14 protein-coding genes are annotated in these 19,037 nt (G+C 63.8%); 9 read left to right on the top strand and 5 right to left on the bottom strand.

Translation table 11 applies throughout. The features are described from left to right. Positions 1-2 precede the first annotated feature (2 nt). Positions 3-1,709, top strand: a complete 1,707-nt coding sequence (gene nagE, locus MC381_RS05975) for an N-acetylglucosamine-specific PTS transporter subunit IIBC (protein ID WP_251976815.1) — start codon at positions 3-5, stop codon at positions 1,707-1,709. An 82-nt stretch (positions 1,710-1,791) separates the two neighbouring features. Continuing rightward, positions 1,792-2,592, top strand: a complete 801-nt coding sequence (locus tag MC381_RS05970; RefSeq protein WP_251976814.1) for a Cof-type HAD-IIB family hydrolase — start codon at positions 1,792-1,794, stop codon at positions 2,590-2,592. A 28-nt stretch (positions 2,593-2,620) separates the two neighbouring features. Here MC381_RS05970 and MC381_RS05965 read toward each other — a convergent pair whose 3' ends face one another. From MC381_RS05965 to MC381_RS05955, 3 genes are all read right to left on the bottom strand, one after another. After that, entirely contained in the window at positions 2,621-3,667 is a 1,047-nt protein-coding gene (locus MC381_RS05965; RefSeq protein WP_251976813.1) for a YcjF family protein, read from the bottom strand. Continuing rightward, positions 3,664-5,055 (bottom strand): YcjX family GTP-binding protein, encoded by a 1,392-nt coding sequence (locus MC381_RS05960; protein WP_251976812.1) that lies wholly within the window; start codon positions 5,053-5,055, stop codon positions 3,664-3,666. The genes MC381_RS05965 and MC381_RS05960 overlap by 4 nt, the downstream gene beginning before the upstream one ends. 116 nt (positions 5,056-5,171) lie before the next feature. After that, complete coding sequence (locus tag MC381_RS05955; RefSeq protein ID WP_251976811.1) at positions 5,172-6,767, bottom strand: solute:sodium symporter family transporter; 1,596 nt, start codon at positions 6,765-6,767, stop codon at positions 5,172-5,174. 746 nt (positions 6,768-7,513) lie between these two features. Here MC381_RS05955 and MC381_RS05950 point away from each other — a divergent pair. From MC381_RS05950 to MC381_RS05925, 6 genes are all read left to right on the top strand, one after another. Further along, on the top strand, positions 7,514-9,043 hold the full coding sequence (locus MC381_RS05950) for a glucan biosynthesis protein G (RefSeq protein WP_251976810.1): 1,530 nt from the start codon (positions 7,514-7,516) through the stop codon (positions 9,041-9,043). Then, on the top strand, positions 9,036-11,531 hold the full coding sequence (mdoH, locus tag MC381_RS05945) for a glucans biosynthesis glucosyltransferase MdoH (RefSeq protein WP_251976809.1): 2,496 nt from the start codon (positions 9,036-9,038) through the stop codon (positions 11,529-11,531). The genes MC381_RS05950 and mdoH overlap by 8 nt, the downstream gene beginning before the upstream one ends. 223 nt (positions 11,532-11,754) lie before the next feature. Continuing rightward, positions 11,755-11,997 carry a GlsB/YeaQ/YmgE family stress response membrane protein gene (locus tag MC381_RS05940; protein ID WP_251976808.1) on the top strand — a complete coding sequence of 81 codons (243 nt, stop codon included), beginning with the start codon at positions 11,755-11,757 and terminating at the stop codon, positions 11,995-11,997. A 110-nt stretch (positions 11,998-12,107) separates the two neighbouring features. Further along, positions 12,108-13,376, top strand: a complete 1,269-nt coding sequence (locus tag MC381_RS05935) for an acyltransferase family protein (protein ID WP_251976807.1) — start codon at positions 12,108-12,110, stop codon at positions 13,374-13,376. A 147-nt stretch (positions 13,377-13,523) separates the two neighbouring features. After that, the gene (locus MC381_RS05930; protein WP_251976806.1) at positions 13,524-15,932 is read left to right on the top strand and encodes a DUF1266 domain-containing protein; all 2,409 of its coding nucleotides are present in this window, start codon (positions 13,524-13,526) and stop codon (positions 15,930-15,932) included. Positions 15,933-16,213: 281 nt separating this feature from the next. Then, positions 16,214-16,825, top strand: coding sequence for a C40 family peptidase (locus MC381_RS05925; protein WP_251976805.1), 612 nt, complete (start codon positions 16,214-16,216; stop codon positions 16,823-16,825). Between the two features lie 145 nt (positions 16,826-16,970). Here MC381_RS05925 and MC381_RS05920 read toward each other — a convergent pair whose 3' ends face one another. Further along, positions 16,971-17,453: an FKBP-type peptidyl-prolyl cis-trans isomerase gene (locus tag MC381_RS05920; protein WP_251976925.1), complete on the bottom strand. Its 483-nt coding sequence runs from the start codon at positions 17,451-17,453 to the stop codon at positions 16,971-16,973. 195 nt (positions 17,454-17,648) lie between these two features. Between MC381_RS05920 and MC381_RS05915 the strand changes: the two genes are divergently transcribed. After that, positions 17,649-17,936 carry a hypothetical protein gene (locus tag MC381_RS05915; RefSeq protein ID WP_251976804.1) on the top strand — a complete coding sequence of 96 codons (288 nt, stop codon included), beginning with the start codon at positions 17,649-17,651 and terminating at the stop codon, positions 17,934-17,936. Positions 17,937-18,067: 131 nt separating this feature from the next. Here MC381_RS05915 and MC381_RS05910 read toward each other — a convergent pair whose 3' ends face one another. After that, entirely contained in the window at positions 18,068-19,018 is a 951-nt protein-coding gene (locus tag MC381_RS05910; RefSeq protein ID WP_251976803.1) for a lipid A deacylase LpxR family protein, read from the bottom strand. Positions 19,019-19,037: the final 19 nt, after the last annotated feature.

Below are 19,037 nucleotides of genomic sequence, written 5' to 3'. Positions count from 1 at the left end.
TCATGTTCACGACCTTCGGTTCCCGCTTGATGGGCGGATTGCAGAAACTCGGGCGCTCGCTGATGCTGCCCATCGCCGTGCTGCCGGTTGCCGGCCTGCTACTGCGCCTGGGGCAACCCGATCTGCTCGATATCGGTTTTGTCGCCAACGCCGGTGATGCCATCTTCGCCAATCTGGCACTGATCTTCGCCATCGGCGTGGCCGTTGGTCTGGCCGATGACGACAACGGGGCTGCGGGGCTCGCCGGCGTCATCGGCTACCTGGTGCTCGACGCGGTGATCGGCACGCTGAACGACGAGATCAATATGGGGGTGTTGGGCGGTATCATCATCGGCGTGGTCGCCGGCGTGCTCTACAACCGCTACAAGTCGATCCAGCTACCGGATTATCTCGCCTTTTTCGGCGGACGTCGGTTCATTCCGATCGCAACCGGGCTGTCGGCCGTGGTACTCGGCGGCCTCTTCGGGGTGGTCTGGCCGCCGATCCAGCAGGGTATCGACCAGCTCGGCCAGTGGCTGATCGATGCCGGGAACCTGGGCCTGTTCGTCTACGGGGTACTCAACCGCGTGCTGATCGTGACGGGGCTGCACCACGTGCTCAACAGTTTCGTCTGGTTCGTGTTCGGCAGCTTCGACGGGGCGACGGGGGATCTCAACCGCTTCTTCGCCGGCGACCCGACCGCCGGCAGCTTCATGGCCGGTTTCTTCCCGGTCATGATGTTCGGCCTGCCGGCGGCGGCGCTGGCGATGTATCACGCCGCGCCGCGCCACCGGCGAGCGCAGGTGGGTGGGTTGCTACTGTCGTTGGCGCTGACCGCCTTTCTGACCGGGGTGACCGAGCCCATCGAGTTCTCCTTCATGTTCCTGGCGCCGCTGCTTTACGGTCTGCATGCCCTGTTGACCGGTCTGTCCATGGCGATCATGAACTTGCTCGACGTCAAGCTGGGCTTTACCTTCTCCGCCGGGGCCTTCGACTACGCGCTCTCCTATGGGCTCTCGACCAATGGCTGGATGATGTTGCCGGTGGGGCTTGTCTACTTCGGGCTCTACTATGGTGTGTTCCGCTGGGCGATCAGGCGCTTCGACCTGCCAACGCCGGGACGTGAACCGGAGACGGCCGCCGTTGACGAGACGTCGGTCGGCGAGCGCGGGCCGGCGTTCGTCGAGGCGTTGGGAGGCGCCGCCAATCTGCGTAGCGTCGGCGCCTGTACAACGCGGCTGCGTCTGGTGCTGCAGGATGACACGCAGATCGACGAGCCGACGCTCAAGGCGCTGGGCGCGCGCGGCGTTCTGCGTCTGCGTGGCGGCGGGTTGCAGGTGATCCTGGGGCCGATCGCCGATGCGGTCGCCGATGATATCCGTCTGGCCGCGAAGGCCCGAGGCGGTGCCCCGGCGATGCCCGAGGTAGTGCCGGCCATGGACGATGCCGAACTCGACCAAGCGGTGCTCGACGCAGCCTCTCGGCGTGCCTGGCTCGCCGCACTGGGGGGCGGCGACAATCTCGCCTCGGTCGATCGGGTGGCGACGACGCGACTGCGGCTGACGCTGGTCGATGCCCAGCGCCTGGACGAGGCAGCCATCATCGGGCTGGGCGTGGCAGGGGTCCAGCGCCTTGCCGGCGGTATCGTGCATCTGCTCATGGGGCCGCAGGCGGTGGCCGTGGCCAACAGCCTGCGCTCCGGCACGTCGCGAGCCGGTGGCGAGGGTTGACCGCCACGGCACACCGCCCGAGACTGAATTTTTCCGTCGCCGAGCCGGTTCGGCGCCCAGGCTCGTACTTCGAGGAGAGACCATGACGCCGCACCTGATTGCCAGCGATCTCGACAGCACATTGCTGAACGCCGAGCATCGCGTCGATGCGCTGACGCGCGATACCCTGCGCGAACTGTCGCGACAGGGGCACGTGATTGCGCTGGCATCCGGCCGGCACTATCGGGATATCGCCGCCATCCGGCGTCAGCTCGAGATCCCCGCGTGGATCATCAGCAGCAACGGTGCACACGTTCACGACCCGCAGGACCGCGTGGTCGCGGAGACGCTGGTGCCTGCCGCCAGGGTAGAAGCCCTGGCGTCCCTGCCGCGGCCCGACGATGTCCGTTTCAATGTCTATACGCGCGAGCGCTGGCTGATCGATGCCGAGGCGCCGGAACTGCTGCCGCTCCACGCGATGACCGGCTTCACCTACGATGTCGATGGCATGAACGATCTCGCCGAGGCAGACGTCGGCAAGGCGCTCTACATCGGGGCGCCGACGGCGCTGGCGCCGCTCGAGGCAACGCTTCGCCAGCGCTATGGCGAGGAGCTGCACATTACCTACTCAGCGGCCAATTCGCTGGAGGTGATGCAGCGTGGGGTCAACAAGGCTAGCGCCTTGAGCCGCGCGCTCGAGGCGTTGGCGATGCCGACGTCGAGGACGCTGGCCTTCGGCGACAATTTCAACGATGTGGAGATGCTGACCCTCGCCGGTCACGCCTTCGTGGTCGCCAACGCGCATCCGGCGGTGATCGATCAGTTGCCGCATGCGACGACTATTGGCGCGCATCACGAGTCGGCGGTGGCGCAGACGTTGCGGGCGTTTTTTGCCCTCGATTGAGCGTGACAGTGGGCGGTGACGTTCGCGCTCAGCGCGTCTGGGAAGCCTCGTCGACCTGGCGTAGCTGCTGCCAGATTTCCTGCCGCAGGTCGCTCAGGCGCGGTTGCTCCTCGGCGCGGAAGGCGATCGGACGAATGGTACGCATGGCGCGCAGGCCGAGTCTCGCGGTCAGGAGGCCGGCACCTAGTCCTTGGCCGGCCCGGGTGGAGAGCTTGGCGGCGAGGTTCATCGATAGCAGATCCATGCCTGCATCGCTGACTATCTCGCTGGCGCCGGCGAAGACCATGTTGCGCAGCACGTCGCGAAACAGGCGCAGGCGACTGGCATAGCCGAGCTCCAACCCGTAGAGCCCGGCGATACGGTCGAGCATGGCGATGTTCCGCCACGCCATCAGCGACATGTCGACCAGCGTCAACGGGCTCACCGCGACCATTACCGCCGTTTCGCCAGCCATGCGCGTGATCAGTTGGCGCGCCGCGCGGTCGCGGGGCAGTAAAAGATGATGGACGATCAGCTCGCGGGTCTCCGTCGCCGTATGGTGCGCCTCGTGAGCCTGCTCGAACGACTGCCAGTGTGGATGCGAACGAGAGAGCCCCATCTGGCCGCGCAATGCATCGGCCAGCGTCATGGCGTCGGCGCCGGTCGTCGTGTCGTCTTCCTGGACCCAGGTCTCGTCGATCCGCTGGCGTAGGCGGGCATGGCGGCGCAGCTTGCGCAGGCGCCAGAGCTCGCCCAGGACGGCCTTGCCGCCGAGGCCGAGTGCCAGCAGGCCGACGGCGCTCCAGGCGCCCGCCAGCCAGTCACCGCCGAGCGTGGCCGCGTAGAGGGTCTGGCCCGCCTCCAGTGTGCCCAGCCCCAGACTGGCGGCGAGCATGAGGAACAGCCCCCAGCGTCGTTTTCTCGGCGGGGCGATGGCGGCCGCTAGCTCGCCCTCGTCTGCCGCTTCGACCTCGTCCAGCGGGCGTGATATTTGTGCCGGTTCGTAGGTGTAGGCTCCGCGCAGCGCGTCGACGCCGGGCGCGGGGGCTTCTTTTTCTTCGATCGTGAAGCGTCGGCCGGGGCGTGGGTCGGTCATCGTAGCTTGTCTCCCATCAGCCACTCCATGGCGGCATCCATGCGAATGTGTGGCAGCGCCACTGCGTCGCTCTGGGGCGGTCGAAAGGCGGTGAACGTGAAGCCCTGACGTTGCCAGAATGCCGCATCCGGCACGCGCCTGGGGACGTCGCCGGGATAGATCAGCAGAGGAGCACCCTCGAGATCGTGCCCGCGAAGTGCCGGTTGCTGGCGGCCGTCATGCGCCACTTCCCGCGCTTCGGTCGCGCGTATCGCCGCCAGCGAGAAGGCTCGCACCGGGACATCGGCATAGCGTAGATCGCGCAGTGGCTCCGCCAGTAGCGTCTCGAGCAGCGTCGTCAGGTTGGCGTGTTGATCCGGGGTGACGTGATCGGCCTTGGTAGCGGCGATGGCGAGTCGATCGATGCGAGGCGCGAAGAGACGGTTGAGCAGACTGCGCTTGCCGTAGTCGAAGCTGCGCATCAGCGTCGACAGCGCCAGCGACAGATCTTCGAATCGCTCGGGGCCGGCATTGAGCGCGCCGAGCACATCGACCAGTACGATCTGGCGGTCGAAACGCCGAAAATGCTCGCGGTAGAACGGTTTGACCACATGCTGCTGGTAGTAGCGGAAGCGGCTGGCGAGTGTCTGATAGAGACTGTCGCCGGGTAGAGCAGCGAGGCGTTCGCGGTCACTTTCGTCGAGGCCGGGCAGCGGAAAGAACTGTAGTACCGGCGCGCCCTGAAGCTCGCCCGGTAGCAGGAAGCGGCCCGGTTGCAGGTGCGAAAAGCCGGCTTCCCTGGCTTGGCGCAGCGTGCTGGCATAGCGTTCCGATAGGCTGGCGAGACGCGATTCGTCCACGCTGTCACTGGCGTCGTGCTCGGAAAGCGCCTGCAACCAGTCGGCGGCGAAGCGCCGGCGCTCGTCACCCATGGCCGCAAATTGTGCCTGACTCCAGCTCAGGAAGTCATGCGCCAACAGGGGAAGGTCTAGCAACCATTCGCCTGGATAGTCGATCAGGTCCAGCGTCAGTGTGCCCTTGTCGCCGAACGGGCCGCGGGAACGGGCACTGCGGTAGCGGAGCTGCAGGCGTAGCTCGCTGATGCCGCGCGTTGGTTCGGGCCAGTGTGGTGGCGTCGTCGCCAGCGCTTGCATGGCCTCGTCGTAGGGAAAGCGGGGGACGCCTAGATCCGGTTGCGAGAGGCGTTGGGCGCCGAGCAGACGCGACTCGCGAGCCGCCTTCATCAGGTCCAGCCGGGCATCGATACCGGCATGGCGTAGCTGATTGACCAGCGATGTCAGAAACGCCGTCTTGCCGGCTCGCGATAGGCCGGTCACGGCCAGTCGAAGCTGGCGATCGCGGCCGCGATCAAGCAGATTCTGGATTTCATGAGACAGTTGACGACGCATCCTAACCCCCCGCGTTGGTTAGAGAAATGTGCGGGCAAACGGGCGTCGAGGCAAGGGCAAGGGGCAAAATGAGGCCGCCCCGACTGAGGCGGGGCGGCCAGTCGGCGTGAACGTGCTCAGCCGGCGAAGGCGAAGTAGATCGCGAAGACCAGGACCAGCAGCACCAGGCCGACGGGTACGGCACCTTTCCACGGTGTCAGGTCGACCGCCTTGACGTCTTCGTGGACCCAAGCCTCGCGACGTGGTGCGATTTTGCCGATCAGCAGCATGCCGAGGATCAGGATGACGAAGACACCGGCGACGAAGTGGTATTGGTTGGCGATCTCGAGAATCCCGTTGAAGGGCGGCACGAAATAGCCTGCGGCGATCAGCACGATGCCGCCGACCAGGCCGAAGACCGCGGCCGCCTCCGGCACCCGCTTGGTCAGCAGGCCGACGATCACCACGGCCAGAATCGGGATGAAGTAGATCGCGTTCATCGTCTGCAGGTAGTCGAACAGGCTGTCCTGGCCCGCCAGGAGAGGGGCGATGGCCATGGCGGCGACCGCCATGATCCAGCCGAAGACCTTGCCGGAATTGACGACCTCCTGCTCGCTGGCGTCCTTGCGGAATACCGCCTTGTAGATGCCGAGGCTGAACAGTGTGGTGGTGCTGTTCAGCGCCGAGTTGAACGACGACAGGATGGCGCCGACCATGACGGCAGCAAAAAAACCGGTCAGCCAGGGCGGAAGCAGGTGGAAGACCAGATAGCCGTAGGCCTGGTCGGCCGCGATACCGTCATCGGCGTAGAGCTGGTAGGCGATGATGCCCGGCAAGACCAGGTAGAGGGGACCCAGCAGCTTGAGGAAGCCGGTAAGCAGGACGCCTTTCTGGCCCTCGGAGAGGCTGCGGGCGGCGAAGGTGCGCTGAATGATCTGCTGGTTGGTGGCCCAGTAGAACAGGTTGATCAGGAAGACCCCGGTAAACAGCGTCGGCCAGGGTACCTGCTGATCCGGCCGGCCCAGCGAATTGAGCCGGTCCGGTTGGTCCTGCTGTATGGCCTGCCAGCCGGCGGCGATGCCGTCGCCACCGCCGGCCGCGTCGAGGCCGAGATAGACGATCACGAAGCCGCCGACCAACAGACCGATAGCGTTGATGCTGTCGGAGACCGCAACCGTACGGAGGCCGCCGAACAGGGCGTAGACTGCACCGATCAGACCGACGCCCCAGACCGTGAGCCACAGCAGCGTGGTGCTGGAGTCGATCCCCGTCAGGACCGGTAGATCGAGCATTCCCTGCAGGCCGACGGCGCCCGAGTAGAGAATGATCGGCAGCAGGATGACTGCGTAGGCGACCAGGAAGATCACGTTGCAGATCAACTGGGTTGTCGGCCCGAAGCGCTCCTGCAGCAGCTGCGGCACCGTGGCGATGCCGCTACGCAAAAAGCGTGGCAGAAAGAACAGGGCCAGTAGCACCAGAGCGACCACGGCAACCACTTCCCAGGCCATCACGCTCAGCCCGTCGGCGAAGGCCGAGCCATTCAGTCCCACCATCTGCTCGGTGGAGAGGTTGGTCATCAGCAGTGAACCGGCAATCAGCGGAAAGCTGAGATTGCGCCCGGCCAGAAAGTAGCCTCGGGTGTTGCTGAGGTCATCGCGGTGGGTGATGCGCCAGGTAATCAGCGCGACCAGCCCCGTGAAGAACAGAAACGAGAGCAGAGTCCATGCATGCATTGGGGGCGTGTCCTTGTTGAATGCATCCCGATGGCGGTACGTCGAGGTATAGAAACCGCCACATTACCCCTGCAGTGTTGAGCAGCCATGTCAAAACCGCTATTCGCCATTTGTCTGACATAGAGCGTGTAATGTGTAGGCGTTTGCGTGACGATTTGTCTCTTCGGCCAGGAAATGGCGGTCTGGCATCACCGGCTGAAGTCGCCGGATGCTGCGGTGAGGGGCTTTGCCGGCAGCAGCCGACCTGCGCTTCGAAGCGTCCATGACGGGGGCGCGGCGCGCATTCGGGGTGGCTCCTCAGCGGTAGATACGCCATTATGCCCACCCTACGACGTCACTCGGGTGTCATCGTGATGTGGTTGAGGCGCGCTCGAAAGAACCAGAAAACTGATGGCGAGCGGCGTAGCAAGCCATGGTAGAAGTATGGAAAGTCACGGCAGAAGCCTGAAGAGATGCGGGGAGTGCCCTCCATGGCGTGCCAGTGGCGCCGCGTATGCTAGACTGCGGCGAGACGAAGCACGGAGGCTTCGCTATCCGTCGTTTCCTTCACCGTGATTCACGTCCGTATTGTCGTGCAGCGGGGCGAGACCCCGGGCGCTTGCCGTAGCCGGCCGTGCCATTCCATGTTGACGACAGTGAGCGCGTCGAGCGCGTTGATATCGGCCAAGATAGTTTCGACAGGAGTAATTAGTGTGAGTGTACCGATCCGGCGGAATAACCTTGAAAGACGCAAGGCGCTTCTTCCGGTGGCGGCCCTAACCGGGCTGCTACTCAGCGGCATCGCCCAGAACGTATTGGCCTTCAGCTTCGACGACGTTTCGCAGCAGGCCCAGGATCTCGCTCAGCAAGGCTACAGTGAGCCAGAACGCAATTTGCCGGAGGCATTGCGCAACCTGGACTACGGCCAGTATGAGCAGATCCAGTACAAGCGCGATCGGGACGTGTGGAGCGGCGACGGCGTTCCCTTCACACTGAGCTTCTTCCACGAAGGCATGCACTATGACAGTGCCATCCAGCTGCACAGCGTGGATGATCAGGGCGTGCACGATTTCGCCTACAATCCCGATGACTTCACCTACGGCAACCTGGAGCTCTCCGACGACGTCAAGCAGAGCGACGACCTGGGGATCGCCGGCTTCAAGGTGAACTACGCGCTCAATGATGCCGACCGCAAGGATGAGACCATGGTCTTCCTGGGCGCGAGTTACTTTCGCGTGGTTGGCCGGGATCAGGTCTACGGGGTGTCCGGTCGTGGCCTGGCCGTCGACACCGGCCTACCCTCCGGCGAGGAGTTCCCGCGCTTCAAGGAGTTCTGGGTCGTCAAGCCGAGCCAGAATAGCCAGTACCTGACCATCTTTGCGCTACTCGATTCCCCGAGCCTGACCGGCGCCTACCGCTTCGTATTGCGCCCAGGGGCCGACACGGTGGTCGACGTCAAGTCGCGCCTGTTCCTTCGTCGCCCGGTCGAGAAGCTGGGCATCGCGCCGCTGACCAGCATGTACCTGTATGGCCCGGCGCAGCCCTCGTCGACGATGAACTATCGTCCGGCGATTCACGACTCCAACGGCCTGCTCGTCAACGATTCTCGCAATGGCTGGACCTGGCGTCCGCTGGCCAACCCGGCGCAGCTGATGATCAACGAGCGCGAGACACCGCGTCTGCGCGGTTATGGCCTGATGCAGCGTGGCCATGCCTTCGGCGACTACCAGGATCTCGAAAGTCGCTATGACCTGCGTCCCAGTGCCTGGGTCGAACCGCAGAATGAGTGGGGGGCCGGTCGGGTCGAGCTGATCCAGATCCCGACGCCCAACGAGACCAACGACAACATCGTCTCGATGTGGTTGCCGGAGACGTCCCCCGAGCCGGGTACGCCGCAGGATTTCGATTATCGCTTTACCGTGACCAAGGACGAGAGCCGCTATGTCGACCCTTCGCTGGCCTGGGTCGAGCAGACGCGTCGCTCCCGCGGTGAAGTGCGTCGGGATAACCTGGTGCGTGAAGCCGACGGCTCGCTCGCCTTCGTGATCGATTTCCAGGGTCCGTCGCTCTCCGGCCTCGATGACAGTGCCAACGTCAGTGTGCAGGCCAGCGTCGGTGACAACGGCGAACTGGTCGACAGTCGCGCCGTGCGCAATCCGGCTACGGGTGGCTGGCGGGTCTTCGTCAAGGTCAATCGCAGCGATGACAGTCAGCCGCTGGATATCCGTGCGCACCTGAACCAAGGCGATCAGCGCGTCTCGGAAAACTGGTATTACCGGCTGCCTGCCAATGGCTGAAGCGACACCTTCGCAGAGCGCGTCGGCCGATCTCTATCTCGAGCGGCTGGCGCTGGAAGCCCAGGATCGCGAAGCGCGGCGTGAACTGCTCGCCAGCGATCTGGATGCGCACGATATGGCTTCGCTGCACGCGACACTGGGCGGTCAGGCTGTCGACCCCGAGGATCCGGCCGCGGCCTCTGTCGGCCGGCGCCTGGCGCTGGCCTACGCGGAACCGCCGCTGGCGCCGCCGGAAGTGCTCTCCACCGATGACGAAGGCATCACCCGCCTGCAAACGGCACCGCCCATGCAGCGCACGCCGTTGGCACCGGAGGCATGGTCGACCAATCCGTTCGTGCGCTTCGGGCAGCGCCTGAAGAACTGGTCGTCGCGTGGATTTCGGCGACGCCAGCGCCCGGCACGGCCGAGGCCCCGTTGGCAGTGGGTCGCGTCATCGCGGCGCTGGGTGCTGCTGGTCCTGATCTTCGGCCAGAGTGTCGTTGCCGCCAACCAGATGCGCACGGTGCTTCCTTATCAAGGCCAGCAGTGGCTCGAAATCGCCATCCTGGCGTTGTTCGTGCTGTTGTTCGCATGGGTGTCGGCCGGTTTCTGGACCGCGCTGATGGGCTTCTTTCAGCTACTGCGCGGCCGTGATCGTTATGCGATCGATTCGGAGGTCGGCGACGAGCCGATCGCCGAGGAGGCGCGTACGGCGCTGCTGGTGCCGATCTGCAATGAGGACGTGCCACGCGTCTTTGCCGGTGTGCGCGCCACGCTCGAGTCGCTGCGCCAGAGCGGCAATGACCGCCACTTCGATGTGTTCATCCTCAGCGACACCTTCGATCCCGATACGGCGATCGAGGAGACGCATGCCTGGCTGTCGCTATGTCGCGACCTGGATGCCTTCGGCCAGGTTTTCTATCGGCGTCGTCAGCGTCGGGTGAAGCGCAAGAGCGGCAACCTCGACGACTTCTGCCGTCGGTGGGGGGCACTCTACCGCTACATGCTGGTGCTCGATGCGGATAGCGTGATGAGCGGCGCCTGCCTGACGCGTCTGGTGCAGATGATGGAAGCCCATCCGAGTGCGGGAATCGTGCAGACGGCACCGCGCGCTTCCGGGCGACTCAACCTCTACGCGCGTATGCAGCAGTTCGCCACCCGCGTGTACGGGCCGCTGTTCACGGCGGGGCTGCACTTCTGGCAGCTCGGCGAGTCGCACTACTGGGGGCACAACGCGATCATCCGGATGGCGCCGTTCATGCGCCACTGCATGCTCGCGCCGCTACCCGGCAAGGGATCGATGTCCGGCGAAATCCTGTCGCATGATTTCGTCGAGGCGGCGCTGATGCGGCGTGCCGGCTGGGGTGTCTGGATCGCCTACGAGCTTGAGGGCAGTTATGAGGAAATGCCGCCCAACCTGCTCGACGAGCTGAATCGAGACCGTCGCTGGTGTCACGGTAATCTGATGAACTTCCGGCTGTTTCTCTCCAAGGGGATTCACCCGGTGCATCGGGCCGTGTTCCTGACCGGCCTGATGTCCTATATCTCCGCGCCGCTCTGGTTCCTGTTTCTGGTGCTCTCTACGGCGCTGCTTGCCGTGCATACTCTGAGCACGCCGAACTACTTTCCGGAGCCGGGCATGATGTTCCCGGTCTGGCCGCAGTGGAACCCTACGCTGGCGGTCGGGCTCTTCGGGGCGACGGCGACGCTGTTGTTCCTGCCCAAGGTGCTCAGCGTGATTCTGATCTGGATTCAGGGCAGTCGGCAGTTCGGTGGTCCGCTCAAGGTGCTGGCGAGCATGGTGCTAGAGTCGCTTTTCTCGATGGCGTTGGCGCCGGTTAGAATGCTCTTCCACACGCGATTCGTGCTGACGTCGGTCATGGGCTGGGCGATTCAGTGGCGTTCGCCTTCGCGGGAAAACAGCGATACCACCTGGAGTGATGCGATCCGCAATCACTGGAGTCAGACGCTGATCGGCGCAGCCTGGGCGGTCGGCGTCTATCTGATGGAGCCGACCTTTCTCTGGTGGTTGTCGCCAATCGTCGGGGCGATGATGATCTCGATCCCGGTCTCCACGCTCTCCAGTCGCGTCTCCTTGGGCAGCGCCTGCTTTCGGGCAAGGCTCTTCCGGATTCCCGAGGAGACGCACCCGCCCCGCGTGCTGCGTCGCATGGTGCGCCACCTGGGGCGGATGAACGCCGCGATGCCGACGCCTAATTTTGTGCAGGCTGTCGTCGACCCGGTGGCCAACGCCCTGATGACCGCGCTGGGCACTTCCCGTCATCGGCCCGTGGCACCGATCCAGCGTCGGCGCCAAGAGCGTGTCTCGCGAGCCGTGACTGCGGGGCCCGATGGCATGGGCAACCTTGAGCGCCTGGCCTTCCTCGACGATCCGGTCATGATGTCCCAGTTGCACTATCACGTATGGGCTGACCCCGAGGCGCATGCTGGCTGGCATGGCCAGGGGTTGCTATCGCGGGAAACGTTGCGAGTGCGCAGCCACGGCTGATGGCGTCAAACCGAGGCGCTCGCGGCGCTTCAATGACCAACGGGGTCGGCATCTGCCGACCCCGTTCTCGTTTCTGATGCGTGTTTCGGATGCCCGTGGCCGCCAGATCGCCGTTTGCCGTTCGAGAGAGTCGTCGAATGCGCGGATCGCGACTACGCTTGAGGGAGCGGCTGGATACCCGCCGCTGGCTGTTCATACTCGAAAGGAAGCAAGGAGTAACGCAATGGGTTTTATCTTGTGGCTGATCATTGGCGGGATTGCCGGTTGGATCGCGGGTAAGGTGATGCGCGGTGGTGGTTTCGGCATCCTCGGCAACATCGGGGTAGGCATTGTTGGCGCCGTCATTGGCGGGTTTCTGTTCAGCCTGCTGGGACTCTCCTCCAACGGTTTGATTGGGTCGCTGGTCGTGGCGACGATCGGAGCGATCATCCTGCTTTGGGTGGTGGCCAAGATCAAGAAGGCCTAGGGGCGCGCGACCGGGGCAGTGCCGTGCTGCCCCGGTGGTCGAAACAGGCGGCGCCGGGCGCTGATAATCAGGTACACTAGCGCCTTTAGACGGCCAGAGAACTGCAAGGAATGCCTGATTCAACGACCGCCGCCAAGGAGCGCTTCATTGGACTGGAGTGGCTTCGCTTTCTGCTCGGCCTCTACATCGTCATCTTCCACACCCTGCATAATTACCCGTCGATCCGAGACTGGTCGCATTACGTCACCGATATCGGTTTTTTCTCCACCAGTGCCTTCTTCGTCCTGTCCGGATTCCTGCTGACGCACGTCTATCTCGATAGCCGACACGAGATGCGCGAGCCCGCTCGCAGCTTCTGGCTCAAACGCTTTTCCAATCTCTATCCCATCCATATCGGCTCGCTGGTGCTGGCGATGGCTGTGTCCGCATTGGTTGGATATCTGGCAATCGCGCCTGGCGATCAGGACATTTCCCTGCGCTTCGTCGTTTACGATGTCAACAACGATGTCGGCCAGCTCGACTGGGACAGCCTCAAGCACACGATGGGAGCGCTGGAGACCGGCATCAATGTGCTGCTCAACCTGACCTTGCTGCACGCCTGGAATCCGCTCTATCTGACGTTCAATCCGCCATCCTGGTCGATCTCGGCGCTGTTCTTCTTCTATCTGACCTTTCCATGGCTGGCGCCGCGCCTGCGCCGGGTGCTGCATCCTCGGCGGGCGATCCTGCTGGTCAATCTGCTCTATCTGTTGCCGCCGTTGTATGTGGTGCTGACCACGGACTATGGCGTTCCGGAGACGGGCATCCTGCACCGCAACCCACTGATTCGTCTTCCAGAATTTGCGGCGGGTATTCTGCTGTACACCTTCTATGCCATGCGTCGTTCGCAGGGGCGGCGGCTGACCGCACGGGGCTGCAGCGTGGTGCTTGCGGGTATCGCGATCAGCGTGGCGGTGGCGCTGTGGCTACTGGGTAAGGGACACGCCTGGTACTACCTGTTGCACAACGGCTTGCTGCTGCCGGCCCAACTGGCATTGATCTATGTCGCCGCGCTGTGGCGCGAGCCCCATAGCCCTCGTCTGCGACGCTGGGCCGCGCGGTTGGGAGGCGCTTCGCTGCCGATGTTCGCGTTGCACGTGCCGCTCTATGCGCTTTTCTCACGCGTCGAACGGGTGCTCTCGGGCGAGCCAGCGCTCTGCATGAGCGACGTGCCGGCCTGCCTTGGAGCCGCGGGCGACGTGCATCTCTGGTTATATCCGCTCTTCCTGTTGTTGACCGTCCTCTTCTGCGTCATGTTTCAGGAGCAGTTCGTGGTGCGGGTCAGACACTTCCTGCTGCGATATCTGCTCAAGCCTGCCGCCAGCGAGGGCGGGCGCTAGCCAACCCCCCAGCCAGGCATTCTGCAGGCCTGGGCCTTGCTGACGTCGGCGTGGCCCGGGCTTTCCGCTATAATGGCCCGCCGTTACGGTTGCTGTCTCCATGAAGGCGGCGTGCTCTCATTTGTCTCTCTGTTCTCGAGGTTTCTCTTGCGCGAACTACTCGTTACCTGGTGGGCTCAGCAGTTGAGGTTGCTTGGCTGGCCACCGGCTTCCGATCCCCGTCAGGCGCTCGAGCCGCAGGTGGCGCTCGATCGGCTAGTGGCGCTGGGTATCGGCGACCGGGACGAGTTTGCCTGGCGGCTGTGGGAAAGCGTGACCGACGCGCAGTCACCAGCGGTCTCCCGGCTAGCGGCGCTGGAGCTGCTGGGGTTGGGCGCCTGTCTCGAGTGGATCGACGAAGCGACGACCGCGGCCTGGCTGCGTGATCTGGTTCGGGACGTCGTCACGGAAGCCCCGACGCTCAAGTCCTGGCTCGCCAAGCTGTCTCAGCTAGGCGAGCCATCGCTGGATGCTGCCGGCCGGGAGCTGGCGCGTCTCGAACGACAGGGCCGGGGGGCTGACTGGCAACGTGTGGCAGAGAGCCTACGCGTCACGCCGGCCCAGGAGACTGACCGCTGGGGCGACACGCTTTGGCATGCCCGAGCGCCATTCGGGCCGGTGCTGGCCTGGCCTTTCACGCCCACTCGGGAGGAGCAGCATCAGCGCCGCCAATTGCTGCGAGAAGAAGGCGAGGTGAACGATCGCGAGGGGCTGCTGACGTTACTCCACTGGTTGGGCGCACAAGGCCATCGCTACGGTTGGGAGATGGATGCCGCCCGTCTAGCACGTCAGAGGCAGTCGGAAACGCTGGAGTGGCTGGCGACGCTGAACGACCAGCAGGACTATGGCCGCGTCTTGTTGCGCTTTCTGGCGGATCAGGAGCCGCTCGACTGGGCGGCATGGGACTGGCTTCGACTTGTCGATCAAGCGTATCTGGGTTTCATGGCCGGCTGGCTCTCGGCGACAGAGGCGGAAACCTTCGCCGCGCATGCGCTCGATCTGCTGCAACAGCGCTACGCTGACTGGACCGCGGTCGCGCTTGCCTATCGCCGCGGGCGCAGTCTTTTCGAAGGGCGTGACCTGCGGGCTACCGAAGAGGTGGACTGGGAGCGCCTGCTGGGCGAATGCGCGAGCCCTTGGCAGGTGCCGCTGGCAGATTGCCTCGACGAGGCGCGACGCGAACGCTCGAGAGCGGCCATTCAAGAACGCCATGCCGGGCCGGATGCCTGGGTTCTGGCGCTGGCGACGGTGCGCGAGCCGGATCTGATCTATCGTCGGAGTTTACAGGAGCCGCTGAGCCAGGAGCGCCGCCAGGACGCGGAGCGCTACCTCGAGGAAGTGTTGATGCTGCGACGTGACGAGGGCATCGAGGGATTGGCGCGGTTCTGGCTACCGGCGCAGGCGCATCACCTGAATCAGCTCGCCGCCGATGCCCGTCACGCACCCGCCAAGCAGCAAGCGCGTCGTGCCGGTCTGGTGGCGTGTGCCGAACATGCTGCGACCATCGCCATGGCCGAGAAATACGCCTTCTATCTGTTGATGGCGGCCGACAGTGGCCGCTATGCACCCGAGGCCATTCGTGGCTTGTCGCAATCCCTGTGCGATGTGCTGAGCCGCTTCTACGCCACCCCCGAGCGGCTGTTGGCCGCGTGGTCGGCCTGGGAGCGCCTGCTGGCCGAGGAAGACGCCCCGGACGAGGCGGCATTGACCGACGATATTGAGTGGCATCGGGGCGATCCGGGATCACGCTTTCACTGGCTCGGTGGATCGCAGTCCGTGGCATGGCTGGAACCCGGCGCGCGGCCTACGCTGATGCGCTTTACCGGTATCGCTCTGGCCGGTCCGCTAAACGAGGCGCTGTGGCAGACGCCACAGACGTTGGGCGCGGTGGATCGAGCGTCTCTCGCCGAGTGGCTGGAGAGTCAGTATGCCCTCCCGGGGGCGGCAGAGCTGGCGGGCTTTCTGGACTTTCTGGTCGAAGCGGGTGATCGCCAGGAGTACGCCATCAACTATGCCCCCTATACCTTGAATCGCAAGCGCCTCGAAGCTGAAATCGCGATCCTGGAGTCCGGCGAGTGTGGGGATGATGAGCGCGTCCACCTGTGTCGTCTGCAGCGGGTGCGCGACAACGCCTGTCGCTGCAACGACGAAGATCTCGCGGCCTGGGATGTGGCCCAGCTGGTAGACCTGACGCTGGCAGGGCGTCAGCTCGGCTGGCTGGACGACGAGCAGCTCAACACCTACCTGAACGCCGCCATGGATCTTGCCGGACGCCATTACGGCAGTTGGCAGGACTACGCTGAAGGGCTTTACAGTGGTTTCGGCTTCTTCATGGACGATACGCCAGAGCGCGACGCCTTTCTATCCCGTTTTCGGGAAGCACTCAACGCCTGGTTGACGGCGACACCGCTGCTGGCCGGCGCCTGGGCCAGTCTCGATTTTCCCGCCGGTCATGGCCGTCACTGGACGCCGTTGCATATCGACGTGCTGCCCCATGCCGCAGGCTATTTGCATTAACACTGTTCATTAACGAAGAGGGGTCGTCAAACCCTTCGTGATCGCCTATGATCCGCTGAACGCTGCGAGCCGTTGATCCGGTAGCAGCGTTTTTCTAGTGGATACCCGAAGATTCAAGCCGAATGCAGGCCGTTCTGGCAGTGATACCCAATGAGAGGGTGGCTCGTTTCCTGACGTGGCCTCTCTAGCGTGTCACCGCCACAGCGATGCCTCTCGTCCGTGGCCCAGTTTGCCGGCGAGACGACGCCTGTTCGGCTGACTGGTGAACGAGGTTGCGCTGCATGTTAAAACGCACGGCCATGGGGCTGGCGCTGGTCATCACAATGGCCGGCTGCTCGGCGCCAGCAGAACAACAACAGGTCAATGCGCAGTATTCCCTACCCGTGGTGCCTCAGGGGCAGACCGCGACACGCGTGCCGCCGATCGAGCGACAGCTGACCGCGATCCACGAATTTCGTCAGATGACCGTCTCTCCGACCGTCATTCGCGAGGCGCTGCTTGACGAGCACGAGCGCTGGGTGGGGACGCCCTATGTGCTCGGTGGCGAATCCCGCCGCGGCATCGATTGTTCCGCGCTGATGCAGCACGTCTTTGGCGAAGCCTTTGCGGTCGATCTGCCACGTACCACCGATCAGCAGGTGCTGGAAGGCAGTCGCGTTGCGCGCGATCAGCTGAAGTCGGGCGATCTGGTCTTCTTCAGGCCGCCGGGCCTCTACAATCATGTCGGGGTGTATGTCGGCGACGGCTATTTTCTACATGCGTCGGCTTCTCAGGGGGTCAAGCTATCGCGTCTGGATAACGTCTACTGGAAGCGCTACTACTGGCAGGCGCGTCGTCCCATGGAACGAACCCAGCTCGCGCAGCGGGTGATGTCGTCGCGTGGCGAGGGCTGATCGTAGTTGTCGATCGTATCGATCGTATAGCCTGACGGACAAGACGCACAAAAAGCAGGCATAAAAAAGAAGGGCAGCCATCGGCTGCCCTTCTTGCGTTCGGCACAGGCGCCTGCAGGCAGGCACCCGTATGTCCGAGGCGTCTTCAGTGCTGATGACCACCTTCGCCATGAACATGACCGTGAGAGATTTCTTCTTCGGTCGCGTCGCGCACTTCGGTGATCTCGACGTCGAAGTTCAGACGCTCACCAGCCAGCGGATGGTTGCCGTCGACGGTCACGGTGTCGCCTTCAACCTTGGTGACGGTGACCATCAGCGGGCCTTCTTGGGTTTGCGCCTGGAACTGCATGCCGGGCTGCACTTCGTCGACACCCTGGAACGCATCACGCGGGACTTCCTGAACCAGCGCCGGCTGGACGTCGCCGTAGCCTTCGCCCGGCTCGACAGCGACTTTCAGCTTGTCGCCGTTGCCACGGCCTTCGAGCTCCTTCTCGAGCCCGGGAATGATGTTGCCCGAGCCGTGTAGGTAGGTCAGCGGGTCGCGACCCTCTGAGCTGTCCAGCACTTCTCCTGCATCGTTGGTCAGTGTGTAGTGGAACGCGACCACGGAGTTCTGGGCAATCTGCATCTCGAAACCTTTGCGTTTGTGCATGTCAGGCATATCCTAACGTGCCATGGCGTATCTGTCAGGTCGCGAAAGGCGTGAATCTGCTCGTGAGGGCGCGTGAGCGGTTGAAGGCGCGGACGGTTGCGCCGTTCCCGGGCTGTGGGTAACCTCGCCTAGGGGAGACCATGTTTTTCGCGGTACTAGGAGAGTGTCGTCATGACCGTTTTCGTTGTGTGGATCATCGCCTTCGCGGCCGTGTTTCTGCTGGCCTACAAAGCTTGGGATGGCGCCTTCGGGCGAGCGGTTTCGCGCTGGCTGCCTGGCGTGCTGCAGGGCGATCCGGCCCAGGATCGCTGGATTATCTCGGGCGCGCTTGCGGTGCTCGCGGCCACGTTTTTCGTCAACCCGATCTCGATGCTGCTGACGCTGATCCTGCTGGCGCTCGTGATTTGGGGTGGCAAGCGTCTCGCCTGCTGGACGATGCGTCGGGTCAAGCTGCACTGATTTCCCTTGCCGCTCGCCATGAGGTGGTGAGCGACTAACAACGACGGGCGGTGCCAACTGGCACCGCCCGTCGTTGTTGAAGCGTTATCTGCGGGCCAGAGGCAGTCGGCCGTGACCCGCGTGGTATGGCGTCAGAGCCAGGTCGATAGCGTGATCGAGCCGAACTGGTCGCTGTCACTCTGCTCCTCGAACTCATGGGTACGCCAAAGCGCACTGTAGGTCAGCTGCCAGCGGTCCCAGGCCATGGCCAGCCCCATCTGGGCGTCGCCGACCCACTTGCGGCGATCCACCGAATGGCTGTCCTCGAAGGAGTTGCCGTCCAGCAGCATATTATGTGCCATGAACCGCCCTTCGAGATTGGCGAACAGGTACCAGCTGAATCCGCCATCCTGCTTGAAGAAGACGCGGCTGCCTTGTGAAGGCGCCACGGCGGGAATGCCGAAGCTACGATCGAGGCCCTGACCGACCCGCAGGCCGAGGCCGGTCGATGCATAGGTATAGAGGTTGCCAAGCGCAAAGCCGACAGAAGGGCCATATTCGGTTTCCAGTGCGCCGAGCTGGCTCTGTTTCCACCAGGCGGTTTCGTAAGCGACGTTGACGAATGGTTCGTTGTTGAGCTGATTGTGCCAGCCCTTGGGGTCGTCACTGTCGACCAAGTGATGGAAGTTTTCCTGCACTGTGTGCCCGCCGGCACCGGGACCAACGATACCGACGTCGAAATAGAGTCCGCTGGTACGGCGCCAGCCGGTCAGTTGCTCATCATCGAACAGCGATAGTCCGGCGTAGAGCACGCCGGCATAGGGGCGGTCATCCTCGATCAGGCGGCTTTCGTCGATATCTTCCGGGGTATAGATCTGCTGCCCGAAGCGATAGGAAGCGCCGTCCAGTGAGGCCGCGCTCCACCCGGGGATCAGGTCGGCGAAGTCGCGCGTCCAGTGGCCGGCGCCGGGCTCGAAGGACCAGTCGATTTCAAGGCCGTTAGTGTAGTGACCATCGTCACCGCTGGCGAAGATGTCGTTTTCGGATTTGAGTGTGAGCAGACCGTCTGCCCAGGTTGAACTTGAGATGGCAGTCAGTGCCACGGCGACGCTTGCGCGCGCC

It is taken from the genome of Salinicola avicenniae (assembly GCF_023736115.1).
In the GTDB taxonomy this organism is placed as follows: domain Bacteria; phylum Pseudomonadota; class Gammaproteobacteria; order Pseudomonadales; family Halomonadaceae; genus Salinicola; species Salinicola avicenniae.
The sequence above is the reverse complement of the archived record's forward strand: the minus strand, read 5'-3'. Positions and strand labels throughout refer to the sequence as shown.